This is a genomic window from Streptomyces sp. NWU339, from assembly GCF_003143855.1.
Classification (GTDB): domain Bacteria; phylum Actinomycetota; class Actinomycetes; order Streptomycetales; family Streptomycetaceae; genus Streptomyces.
Map to the genome: position 1 here is coordinate 1 of NZ_QFRK01000092.1, position 11936 is coordinate 11936.

The following is an 11936-nucleotide window of genomic DNA, read 5'->3' on the forward strand; positions in this document are numbered from 1 at the left end:
GTACATCGCCACCCCCGGGCCCCGTCCCGTGGGTGGCGATGTACCACTCGGTGGGTGACTGCTCCGACGATCCGTACCGCATCACGGTCACGCCCGAACGGCTCGAGGAGCAGCTGGCCTGGCTGCGCCGGCGCGGGCTGCGCGGCGTGTCCGTGGCCGACCTGCTCGCCGCCCGCGCCCGGGGCGAGGGCCGGCGCCTGGTCGGGCTCACCTTCGACGACGGGTACACCGACTTCGTCACCGAGGCCCTTCCGCTGCTGCGCCGCTGGGACTGCGGCGCCACCCTGTTCGTGCTGCCCGGACGGCTCGGCGGCGACAACGCCTGGGACCCGCTCGGCCCGCGCAAGCCGCTGCTGACCGCGGACGGCATCCGGCACGCAGCGGCCGAGGGGGTGGAGATCGGCTCGCACGGGCTGACCCACGTCGACCTCACCCGGGCGGACGGGCCCACCCTCGAGGCCGAGGTCACCGAGAGCCGCGCGCGGCTGGCGGAGCTGACGGGCACCCGGCCCGACGGCTTCTGCTACCCGTACGGCACGATCGACGCCCGCGCCGTCCAGGCGGTGCGGAAAGCGGGATACGCCTACGCCTGTGCCATCGATCCCGGCCCGCTGACCGGCCCGCACGCCCTGCCGCGCGTGCACATCGGCCAGAACGACTCGGCCTGGCGCCTGCACCTGAAGCACCGTCTGCACCGGTGGCGCCGGCGTCCGGTGGAGGGTCTGTGAGATGAGGGCTCTGCACATCATCACCGGTCTCGGTGTCGGCGGGGCCGAGCAGCAACTGCGTCTGCTGCTGCGTCATCTGCCCGTCGGCTGCGACGTCGTGACGCTCACCAACCCGGGTGCCGTCGCCGAGGGGCTCACCGCCGACGGGGTCCGCGTCGTGCATCTCGGCATGGGCGGCAACCGTGATCTGGCCGCGCTCCCCCGACTGGTCCGGTTGATCCGGGCCGGCGGCTACGACCTGGTCCACACGCACCTGTACCGGGCCTGCGTCTACGGCCGGCTCGCCGCGCGGCTGGCCGGGGTCCGCGCGGTCGTCGCCACCGAACACTCCCTGGGCGACACGCAGCTGGAGGGCCGCAGGCTGACCGCGGGGGTGCGGGCGTTGTACCTCGGCAGCGAGCGGCTCGGGTCGGCGACGGTCGCCGTCTCCCCGGCGGTGGCCGACCGTCTGCGGCGGTGGGGCGTGCCCGCTCCCCGTATCGAGGTCGTCCCGAACGGCATCGACCTGGACCGCTTCCGCTTCGACCCGGAGCGGCGCGCGCGCACCCGGCGGAGCCTCGGTCTGCCGGAGGGCGCGTTCGTCGTCGGCGGCGTCGGCCGGCTCGCCCCGGGCAAGCGGTTCGACGTCCTCGTCCGCGCCCTCACCCGGCTCCCGGACGACCACTGGCTGCTGCTGGTGGGCGGCGGCCCCGAGGAGCACCTCCTGCGCCGCACGGCCGGCGAGGCCGGTGTGGCCGGCCGCGTCCTGTTCACCGGCGAACGTCCCTACGGCCTGGACGGCTCGCCGGGCCCCGACCTGCCCTCGCTCCTGTCGGCGATGGACCTGCTCGCCTCCCCGTCCGCGGAGGAGTCGTTCGGCCTGGCCGCCGTGGAGGCGCTGGCGTCGGGCCTGCCCGTGCTCTACGCGTCCTGTCCGGCGATCGAGGACGCGGCGCCGGCGGCCGCTGGCGCCCGGCGGGTGCTCGGCGGCCCCGAGGAGTACGCGCGCGCGATCGCCGAGGTCCGCACGGCGGGCCCCGGGCCGCGCACGGCCCCCGAGGCCGCTCGGCGCTACAGCATCACCCGCAGCACGGCCCGCCTCATGGACGTGTACGCGGCAGCCGTCTCCCGTTCCCCTTCATCCCCTTCATCCCTCTCATCCCTCGGAGCCAGCACGTCATGACCGACACTCCGGCCCGTCGGCACCGCCTGTTCCTGGACCGTCTCAGGAGGCTGCCGACCTGGTCCGTACTCGTGGTCGGCGGCACTCTCGTCGGCGGCCTGACCGGCGGCGCGTACGGCATGCTCACCCCCACGACCTACACGGCCACCAGCTACGTCGTCGCCGTACCGACCGCGAAGTCCACCCCGGAGTCCGCCCGCGGCTTCGCACAGGCGTACGGACGGGTGGCCACGCAGCTCGCGGTGCTCGGGGACGCCCAGGTGTGGGCGGGTGTTCCGGTGCGGACCCTGCGGGACAGCGTGCGTACGGCGACCTCGCCGGACGCGCCGATGGTCGCCGTCTCGGCCACCTCGGCGAACCCCGGCCTCGCCGTCGACATGGCCAACGCGGTCTCCCGCGCGCTGATCCGGCACGCGGACCACACCAAAGGCAGCACCCAGGTCCGGCTCGTGCAGTTCTCGCGTGCGGTGAAGCCGAACGAGCCGACGTCCGCGTCGCCCGCGGTGACCACCCTGGTGGGGGCGAGCGCGGGCGGGCTGCTGGGCTCGCTGGCTCTGCTGGCCCGGCCGCGGCGCAACGGCCAGAACGCCAAGAACTCCAAGAACGCCAAGAACACAGAGAACGCCGAGAACATCCCGGCCGCCTCGGTGCCCGGCCCGGCCACCGCCGCCGACGCGCGCAAAAAGCGGTGACCGCGGTGTACCCGGCCGGGCCGGCGGTGGCGCTAACCCATGCGCGACCACCAGTCGAAGCGGAAGCAGAGCTTCCCGCCGAGCCAGTGCTCCACCCAGTCGCCCAGGTCCAGCGGCGTGCAGCTCGTCGGCGGCTTCGGCGCGGTGGGCGGGAGTGTGGGAGTGGGAGTGGGAGTGGGCGCCGGGGTCGCCGTGCCGGTGCGGCCGAACATCGTCGTCCGGTAGACGCGGGACGATTCCGGGTTGTCGCCGCACTGCCACACACCGTGCGGGCAGTAGTCGGTCACCGTGTTGTACAGCGGCCGGTGCTCGTCCATCCACTCGAGCATGCGGCGCATGTACTCGGGATTGTCGCCGTTGCGGAAAAGCCCCCATTCGGGATAGGAGATGGGCTTGCCGTGGGCTTTCGCGAAATCCACGTGGTCCTGAAGTCCGTACGGCTCATTCACCTGTTCGTCGAACGGCATTCCGTCCGGCTGGTCGTAGGAGTCCATGCCGAGGATGTCGACCGTTTCGCCCCCGGGGTAGCACTGCGTCCAGGGAACGGAGTCCCGGCCGCGGCTCGGCGTGAAGTCGAACCGGAACTTCTGGCCCGGCACCGCCCGCATGGTGGTGACGATCCTGTTCCAGTACTTCTTCCAGGCCTCCGGATCCGGCCCGCACCGATGGGTGTACGTGGCGCCGTTCATCTCCCAGCCGAGCACGAGGATCGTGTCCGGCACCTTCAGCCGGACCAGCCGCTCGGCCAGGGCACGGAAGTGGTGATCGAACTCTCCGGCCGCGCCCCGCCGCAGCAACTGCCGGACCTCCTCGTCGGAGACGCCCTCCTCGTTGCGCTCCTGCATGGGCACGTTGAGGACGAGCATCCGGTCGTCCTTCTTGTTGCGCCAGTGCGCCCACGCCTTGAGGAAGTCGACGTCGCCCGCGATGTCGCTCCAGTGGTTGCCGGGCAGGTAGGTGTGGCCGACGCGGAGCTCGGCACCGCCCAGCCAGCGGCTGAACTGCTCCATACGGGCCACACCCCGGGCGTCGGAGGCGAGGAAGGCACCGAAGGGCGGGAACTTCCCTTCCGGTACCGGACGGGACGGCCCCGTGCTCGGGGACGCCTCGGCGGACGCCGCCGGACCCGGCCCCGGAGCGCGGGAGTCGTCGCCCGCCACCTCCACCCCCGTGCCCGCCATGAGACCGAACGCCAGGGCGGCCGACACCGCGATCGCCACCGCGCCCACGACCGGCCCGCGAACCCGGACACGCTCGTGTTGTGGGGCCATACCGGCTCCTCTCTTCGCTCTCGTTCGACCTTCAGCTTCTGGACTCTTTATTGACGAACAGTCATACGAAAGTCAGTCACAGGAAATCCCGTGACGCCACTGACATGCGGCTTCCGAGTGCCGCGCTCCCTCGTGCGGGTGAGTCGATCGAAAAGAAACCCGAAGAACCCTGCAAAACTCGAAAGAACTCGAAAAAAGGAGGAATTCGTGCCGCTGCTCGACACCCGCGTCCCCGCCGTCATTCTGCGGATCGACCGGAATCCCTTCCATCACGGAACGCTGGGAGCCGTGCGTTCGCTCGGCAGGGCGGGAGTGGAGGTGCATGTCGTCGCCGACGAGTCCGGAAGTCCCGTTCACCGCTCACGTTATGTCCGGCGGCTGCATCCACCGCCGGCGCCCGGCGCGTCCACGGACGACATCCTCGCCGTGCTGCGCCGCGTGGCCGACCGGGTCGCACGTCCCGCCGTCCTGGTCCCGATGGACGACGCGAGCGCGATCGCCGCCGGACGCCTGCGGGACGTCCTGGCACCCTCCTACCTGCTGCCCGAGATGCCCGGCACGCTGCCCGAACGCGTCGCCGACAAGGCGGAGCTGGCCGCCGTGTGCGCGTCCGCGGACGTTCCGCACCCGGTCACGCTCGTCCCGGACAGCCCCCAGCGGGCCACCGAGGACGCGTGGCGGCTCGGGCTGCCCCTGGTGGCGAAGTGGAGCCGGCCCTGGCTGCTGCCGGCCGGCAGCGGACTGCGCAGCACCCAGCTGGTGCGGTCCGCGGAGCAGGCCCGGGAGCTGTACCGGCGCACCGACGAGGCGGGCAGCCCGCTCCTGTTGCAGGCCTACCTGCCGCCGGGGCCGGACCGGGACTGGTTCTTCCACGGCTACGCCGACCACTCGGGCGCCGTGCGCACGGGTGGGCCGGGCCGGAAGCAACTGTCCTGGCCGCGCGGCGCGGGGCTGACGGCGGTGGGCTGCTGGACGCCCAACACCCAGGTACAGGCCCTGGCCGAGCGGCTCGCCGGTGAACTGGGCTACCGCGGTGTCTTCGACCTCGACTTCCGCCGCTGCCACGCGACGGGCCGTTACCACCTGCTCGACTTCAACCCGCGCCCCGGCGCCCAGTTCCGGCTCTTCGAGGACAGCGCCGGACTGGACGTCGTACGCGCCCTCCACATGGACCTGACGGGCCGTCGCCCGCCGGCCGGCGAGCCGGTGGCCGGACGGACGTTCGTGGTGGAGAACTACGCGCCGCTCGCCGCGCTGCGCACGGCGCCGGGCGGACGCGAACTGGCCTGGTACGCCCGGGACGACCGCGGGCCCGGACGGGCGATGTGGGCCCTGTGGGCCCGTCATGTGTCCGGCCGGCTGCGCGAGCGGCTGGGCCCCGGCACGGCGGCGGCACCGGCATCACCCCTGATCCCCCGGGCGGCCTCGCCCTCCCTGAACGACAACGAGAAAGCGAGCAGTTGATGATGTACGACCTTCTGGTGGTGGGCGCCGGACCGTACGGTCTGTCGATCGCGTCCCACGCCGCGGCCGCCGGGCTGAACCTGCGCGTGTTCGGCCGGCCCATGGCGTCCTGGCGGGACAACATGCCCGCCGGCATGTTCCTGAAGTCGGAGCCGTGGGCGTCCAACCTCTCGGATCCGGACGGGGAGTGGACCCTGGCCGCCTACTGCGCGGAGCACGGCCTGACGGCACGTCACGCGGAGCCGATCCCGGTGACGGCGTTCGCGGAGTACGGCCTGTGGTTCGCCCGCCATGCCGTTCCGGAGATCGACGAGCGCATGGTGACCCGGGTGGCGTCCGGCCCCGCCGGCTTCACGGTGGTCACCGACGACGGGGAGGCACTGCACGCGCGGACGGTGGCGCTGGCGGTCGGTGTGATGCCGTTCATCGAGGTGCCGCAGGCCCTGCGCGGACTGCACCCCTCACTGGTGACGCACAGCAGCCATCACAGCGACCTCGACCAGTTCCGCGGCAAGGACGTCACGGTGCTCGGAGGCGGTCAGGCGGCCCTGGAGACCGCGGCCCTTCTCGCCGAACAGGGCACGCGCGTGCGGGTGCTGGCGCGGGCGGACCGGGTGCACTGGAACGACGTGCCGCCGGCCTGGGAACGCCCCTGGTGGCAGTCGGTCCGCTCCCCGCACAGCGGTCTCGGCCCCGGCTGGCGGAACTGGTTCTACTCCGAGCGCCCCGGCCTCTTCCGGCGGCTGCCGCAGCAGACCCGGTCGCGCATCGCGGCCACGGCGCTGGGTCCGGCGGGCGCCTGGTGGGTGCGGGACCGGGTGGAGCGCGCGGTGGAACTGCTGCCGGGCCACGAGGTCACGGAGGCCTGCGCGGTGCCGGGCGGCGTACGGCTGGACCTGGTGAACCGTACGGGTGAGTCCCGCTCCCTCGGGACCGAACACGTCATCGCCGCCACGGGGTTCCGGGTGCACCGCGAGCGGCTCGGCATGCTCTCCGCCGAGCTGCGCGGGACGCTGGCGGCCCTGCCCGACGGTTCCCCGGCGATCGGACGGGGCTTCGAGTCCTCCCATCCCGGCCTGTTCTTCGCGGGCCTGACGACGGCGTCCGGCTTCGGCCCGTCCATGCGCTTCGTCCAGGGCGCGACGTACACGGCGGCGGCACTCGTCCAAGGGGTGCGCCGCCGGCTCAGGTCCACCCCCGCGCGGGGAAGGGTCCCGGTCCCGTCGGCCGTCGGCCGGGCCGATTCGCCGACGCCGGTGAGCCTCTGACGGGAAACCCTTTCCGTACAGCATTGAGCCCCCGGACCGGCCCGGGCCACCGTACGAGGTGGCCCGGGCCGGTCCGGGGGCCCGCCCGGGCTCAGAGCCCCGGCAAGCCGCGCGGTGCCGGGCCGACGGGGCCCGGCACCCGGGAACCGCTACCGGCGGAGGGCGACGCGACCGCGGCGGTACAGCAACGCCCCGCCCACGAGCAGGGTGGCACCGGCGGCCGAGGCCGCCAGCATGCCGTCACTGCCGGTCTCGGCCAGGTGCGGCGGCGCACCGGGCTCCTCCACGTCCTGCGGCGGCGTGTCGACGACGTGCGTGGGAGGCGGGGTGTGCGTACGCGTGGGCGGCGTCGAAGGCGTCTCACGCTCGGTGCGGTGCTCGGGCTCGGGCGACCGGCCCTGCTCGTTGCGGCAGTCGTTGTCGGACGCCTCGTTGAACAGCCCGATCAGGCCGACGTTGTTGCCGCACACGTTCAGCGGCAGGCCGAGGGGCACCTGGACGAGGTTCCCGGACAGCACACCGGGAGAGCCCTTGGCGACCCCCTCCGCGTACGCGCCACCGCCGCGGCCGCCGTGCGAGGTGTTGCGGCAGTCGTTGTCGGACGCCTCGTTGAACGCCCCGATCACGTCGACGTTGTTGCCGCACACGTTCACCGGCGCATGCACCGGCACCTGGACGAGGTTTCCGGACGCCACACCGGGAGAGTCCTTGGCGACCCCCTCCGCGTACGCGCCACCGCCGCCGTGACCATCGTGGCCGCCGTACGAGCGCTCGGCGGAGGACCGCTGTGCGGACCGGGGCCCGGACTTGTCCTCGGCCTTGTAATCGGCGTGCTCGGACCGGGGCCCGGCCTGGTGCGAGGTGTTGGCGCACAGGTTGTCGGACGCCTCATTGAGCACGGAGACCGCACCGACGGTGTTGCCGCACACGTTCACCGGCACCTCCACCGGCACCTGGACGTTGTTCCCGGACGCCACACCGGGGGAGTCCGTGGCGGCCCCCTCCGCGTACGCGTCGGCGAAGGCGGGGGCGCCGTACAGAGAGAGAATGCCCGTCGCGGCGGCCGCCGCGAACACTCCCTTGCTCAGGGTCTGTCGCAATGTCGTTCGTCTTCCTGCTCGAAAGAAGTGGGAAAGCCGGCGGCCTCGGCACGGAGATCGACGCGCGAGGCCGGCCACGGCGGAGCCGGGAGGCTGGTACGTGGACACCACGGCATGCTCACCGTCGGGGATGCCTGCGGAAGATGCCGGTGTACCGCGGACGGAGCAGCACAGCGCTTTCCTTTCTCGTGGCGTCGCAAGCCCTTCTGCTTCATCAACCCGACGCACGGGAATCGGTTGCGCAGATTCACCCGCTTGGCCCACTCGGCCCACTTGGGACGTGCGCGACTACGACACCACGTCCTTGCGGGCGAAACCGCGGAAGGCCAGCGCGAACAGCACGAACGCGTACGTCACCGAGACCGCGGTGCCCTGGATCATGCCGGACCACTCCGGGTCCGGCTGGACGGCGTCCGCCCAGGCGAACTGCCAGTGCGCGGGCAGGAAGTTCCGCCAGTCGCCGAGGGCGGTCACCGCGTCGAGGACGTTGCCGACGATGGTCAGTCCGACGGCGCCGCCGACCGCGCCCAGCGGGGCGTCGGTGCGCGTCGACAGCCAGAACGCGAGCCCGGCGGTGACCAGCTGGGACACGAAGATGTACGCCACGACCACCACGAGCCGCTGCGCCGCCGTCGCGGGGTCCAGCGAGCCTCCGGTGGGGATCTGCAGCGGGCCCCAGCCGTGGGCGGCGGTGCCGACGGCGAGCGCGACGACCGGCAGCAGCACCATCGCGGCGAGGCTGAGTCCCAGTCCGACGACGAGCTTGGACCACAGCAGCCGCATGCGCGGCACCGGCGCGGCGAGCAGATAGCGCAACGAGGACCAGCCGGCCTCCGAGGCGACCGTGTCCCCGCAGAACAGGGCGACCGGGATGACCAGCAGGAAGCCCGCCGAGACGAACAGGTTCACGGCGGCGAAGTTGGCGCCGGAGGCGGTGGCCGTGTCCATCAGGGTGATCCGGCCCCCCCGGCCCTCCGGCTCACCGCCGATCGCGAAGGCGACGACCAGGACGAACGGCAGGGCGGCGAGGATCGCGCCCATGACGAGCGTGCGGCGGCGCTTCAGCTGCCGGACCAGCTCGACCCGCAGCGGCAGCGTGCGACCCGCGCGGTAGCCGTCGGCCACCTCCACGGGCCCGGCCGGCGCTTCGGGTCCGGTGGGTCCGGCCCGCTCGGCGAGCGTGCTCATGCGGAACCTCCGATCATCGTGAGGAAGGCGTCTTCGAGGCGGCGGTGCGGGCCCACCGACTCCACCGGCACTTCCAGCCGGACCAGTTCGGTGACCAGGCGGGCGGCGGTGCCGTCGGCGTCGAGGCGGACCAGCAGCCCGTCGTCGACGCGGACCGCCGAGGCGACGCCCGGCAGGGCGGCCACCTTCTCGGCGAGCGGCTCGTCCACGGGGGACCCGGTGCCCACGAGCAGGGTGTCGCCGGAGCCGACGATCTCCCGCACCGGCCCGGCCTGCACCAGCCCGCCGCGGTCCATGACGACGAGGTGGGTGCAGGACTGCTCGACCTCCGACAGCAGATGGCTGGAGACGATCACCGTGCGGCCGGCGGCCGCGTACCGGATCATCACCTCGCGCATCTCGCGGATCTGCGGCGGGTCCAGTCCGTTGGTCGGTTCGTCCAGGATGAGCAGGTCGGGCAGACCGAGCATGGCCTGGGCGATGGCGAGGCGCTGGCGCATGCCCTGGGAGTAGGTGCGCACCGCACGGGCGAGGGCGTCGCCGAGGCCCGCGATCTCCAGGGCCTCGTCCAGGTGGGCGTCCTCGGGCGGGCGTCCGGTGGCCCGCCAGTACAGCTCCAGGTTCTCCCGGCCGGACAGGTGCGGCAGGAAGCCCGCGCCCTCGACGAAGGCGCCGACCCGGGAGAGCACCGGGGCGCCGGGGCGGATGGCGTGACCGAAGACGCGGATCTCGCCGCCGTCGGGTGTGATCAGGCCCATCAGCATGCGCAGGGTGGTGGTCTTGCCCGCGCCGTTCGGCCCGAGCAGGCCGAGGACCTGGCCCTTCTCCACACGGAAGGACAGGTTCCGCACGGCGTACCGCTCGGCGGAGCGGGCGTAGCGCTTGCTCAGGTCCGTGATCTGCAGGGGCACGTCCGCGAGTGCGGGGTCGGGGGGCGCGGCGGCCGTGCGGCGGCGGCCGGTGAGCACCAGGACGAGGGCGGTCACGGCTCCGGCGAGCGGCAGCCACCACACCCACGCGGGCAGCGGGGCCGCCGCGGTGGTCACTCCGGGCGCGGTGGGCACGGTGAGGTCGCTCTTGAGGGAGACGGTGTACGTCGCCGGGGCGACGGGTGAGGCGTAGCCGAGGTCGGTGGAGGCGAGGACGAGACGCAGGCGGTGGCCCTGCCGGACCTCGTGGTCGACGGCCGGGAACGTGACAGTCACGTCCTTGCCGGCCTTGGCGTCCTCGACGCGGACCGGGGCGACCAGCTGGGACGGCAGGACCTGCTGCCGTCCGTCCGGGCCGACGTCGTACACCTTCCCGAAGAGGACGGCGTCGTCGCCGGTCGACCTCACGTGCACGGTGGCCGTCGGCGATCCGGTGATCCGCAGGTCGCCGGTGACCGGGGCCGACTCGAAGCGGGCGTGCTGGCCGGGGAAGTCCAGGGAGACGCCGACGCCGAGCGAGGACAGCTGGGAGAGGCCGCCGGCGCCGCCGAGGCCGGGCAGGGCGGAGACGGCGGGCGGGTTGGCGCCGGCCGGGTTGGCGAAGCTCTGCTCGCCTCCGGTGAGGGGGAAGGACCTGCCGCCGCCGGTCAGGCCCGGGTAGCGGTCCGCGCTCGCGCCGCTCAGCACGGCCCGCCCGTCGGTGGAGTCGACGCCGCCGGTGCGGGTGACGCGGAAGGCGGGGCCGGTGTCGGCGCTCGTGTCGTCCTTCAGGTACCGGTCGAACCAGGCCAGGGTGCGGGTGCGGACCCGGTCCGCCTCCGGTTCACCGCCGTCGTGCCCGCCGGCGATCCAGTCGACGTCGACCGGGGCGCCGTTGGCCCGGATCGCCTTCGCGGCGGCGTCGGCGTGGCCGAGCGGGAACAGGGAGTCGTTCTGGCCCTGCATCAGCAGCGTCGGTACGTCGATGCGGTCGGCGACGGCGGATGGGGACCGCTCCTTGAGGAGCTCGACGGCCTCGGCGTCCGGGGTGCCGGACTCGGCGACCCGCTCGTACATCCGGCACAGCGCGGGTTCGAACTTCTCGCAGCCGCCGCCGGTGTTGACGAAGACGCCCGCCCACAGCTTCTTGAACACGCCGTTCGGGAACAGCGCTTCGGCGAGGTCGAAGTAGGTGATCGCGGGGGCGATGGCGTCCACCCGGTCGTCGTGCCCGGCGGTGAGCAACGCGATGGCACCGCCGTAGGAGGCGCCGGCCATGCCCAGGCGCGGGTCGCCGTCCTCGTCCAGCTGCACCTCGGGCTGCTTCGCCAGCCAGTCGATGAGCCGGGAGACGTCGGCGACCTCGCCCTTCGGGTCGTTCAGCCCGATCTTCCCGGTGGACCTGCCGAAGTTGCGCGCGGACCAGGTCAGTACCGCGTACCCCTCGCGGGCGAGCTCCTCGGCCTGCTGCCGTACGTCGTTCTTGCTGCCGCCGAAGCCGTGCCCGAGCAGCACGGCGGGGCGGCGGCCGTCCGGGCCGGCGGTGAAGTACGAGGTGTCGATGCGCACCCCGTCGGCCGTACTCGTGGTCCGGTCGGTCCGGCTGACCGCGGGCGCCGGGTCCTCGGAGGCGACGGCGGTCCACGTACCGGCCCCGGCGAGCACGACGACGGCGGCCACGGCGGCCAGGGTCCGCCGCGGCCGCCGTCCACCGCCACGCCCGCCCCCTCGCAAACGGGCCCACAGCTGGGCCATTCGGAAGTCCATGCCTGAACCCTAAAGGGCAAGGCCGTGAAGTTTACGGTCCGGGAGCCGACGTCAAGATGTCGATGCTGACGGTGGCCTTGTAGGTGTGGCGGTCGACCTTGAGGCTCTTGTAGGCGTATCGGGACAGAGGCCGTTTGACCGCGCGAGGGCCGAGGCGGGTTCGCCGTGCGGGCATGAGGGTGCCCAGGACCGCGTGCCCGATCGTGCCGACGAGGTCGATGACGGTGTCGGCGATCACGCCCTGGGCCTGGACGATCTGGTCGCGGGCGGCGTTCAGGGCGACGGAGAAGCTGCAGCGGTCGGGATCGGTGCCGGATGCCTGGGCCGCGTCGGCTATGGCGATCCGGATCACCTGATAGGCGGTCAGGAGCGCGTAGATCTCCTGGGC

9 protein-coding genes and 1 pseudogene are annotated in these 11936 nt (G+C 73.0%); 5 read left to right on the forward strand and 5 right to left on the reverse strand.

The genetic code is table 11. The features are described from left to right. From DIZ27_RS42070 to DIZ27_RS42080, 3 genes are all read left to right on the forward strand, one after another. Window positions 1-728 (forward strand): polysaccharide deacetylase family protein (locus tag DIZ27_RS42070; RefSeq protein ID WP_375232075.1); only part of this gene is annotated, 728 nt, incomplete at its 5' end. A 1-nt stretch (window position 729) separates the two neighbouring features. Further along, window positions 730-1890 carry a glycosyltransferase gene (locus DIZ27_RS42075; protein WP_109383588.1) on the forward strand — a complete coding sequence of 387 codons (1161 nt, stop codon included), beginning with the start codon at window positions 730-732 and terminating at the stop codon, window positions 1888-1890. Then, window positions 1887-2582 carry a lipopolysaccharide biosynthesis protein gene (locus DIZ27_RS42080; protein ID WP_109383589.1) on the forward strand — a complete coding sequence of 232 codons (696 nt, stop codon included), beginning with the start codon at window positions 1887-1889 and terminating at the stop codon, window positions 2580-2582. The genes DIZ27_RS42075 and DIZ27_RS42080 overlap by 4 nt, the downstream gene beginning before the upstream one ends. A gap of 32 nt (window positions 2583-2614) precedes the next feature. Here the strand turns inward: DIZ27_RS42080 and DIZ27_RS42085 are convergent, their stop codons facing one another. After that, complete coding sequence (locus DIZ27_RS42085) at window positions 2615-3853, reverse strand: glycoside hydrolase family 26 protein (protein WP_109383590.1); 1239 nt, start codon at window positions 3851-3853, stop codon at window positions 2615-2617. Between the two features lie 207 nt (window positions 3854-4060). On the opposite strand from DIZ27_RS42085, the gene DIZ27_RS42090 reads away from it, so the two are divergent. Further along, the gene (locus DIZ27_RS42090) at window positions 4061-5317 is read left to right on the forward strand and encodes an ATP-grasp domain-containing protein (RefSeq protein ID WP_109383591.1); all 1257 of its coding nucleotides are present in this window, start codon (window positions 4061-4063) and stop codon (window positions 5315-5317) included. 2 nt (window positions 5318-5319) lie between these two features. Further along, window positions 5320-6585, forward strand: a complete 1266-nt coding sequence (locus DIZ27_RS42095; protein WP_109383595.1) for an NAD(P)-binding domain-containing protein — start codon at window positions 5320-5322, stop codon at window positions 6583-6585. Window positions 6586-6734: 149 nt separating this feature from the next. Here DIZ27_RS42095 and DIZ27_RS48600 read toward each other — a convergent pair whose 3' ends face one another. The 4 genes and pseudogenes from DIZ27_RS48600 to DIZ27_RS46350 form a co-directional block, all read right to left on the reverse strand. Further along, window positions 6735-7685: a chaplin family protein gene (locus DIZ27_RS48600; protein WP_109383592.1), complete on the reverse strand. Its 951-nt coding sequence runs from the start codon at window positions 7683-7685 to the stop codon at window positions 6735-6737. A 288-nt stretch (window positions 7686-7973) separates the two neighbouring features. Continuing rightward, entirely contained in the window at window positions 7974-8873 is a 900-nt protein-coding gene (locus tag DIZ27_RS42105) for an ABC transporter permease (RefSeq protein WP_109383593.1), read from the reverse strand. Continuing rightward, on the reverse strand, window positions 8870-11536 hold the full coding sequence (locus DIZ27_RS42110) for an alpha/beta fold hydrolase (protein WP_375232076.1): 2667 nt from the start codon (window positions 11534-11536) through the stop codon (window positions 8870-8872). Before DIZ27_RS42110 ends, DIZ27_RS42105 begins: the two co-directional genes overlap by 4 nt. A 43-nt stretch (window positions 11537-11579) precedes the next feature. Further along, window positions 11580-11936 (reverse strand): annotated as a pseudogene (locus tag DIZ27_RS46350) (transposase); the annotation flags it as partial.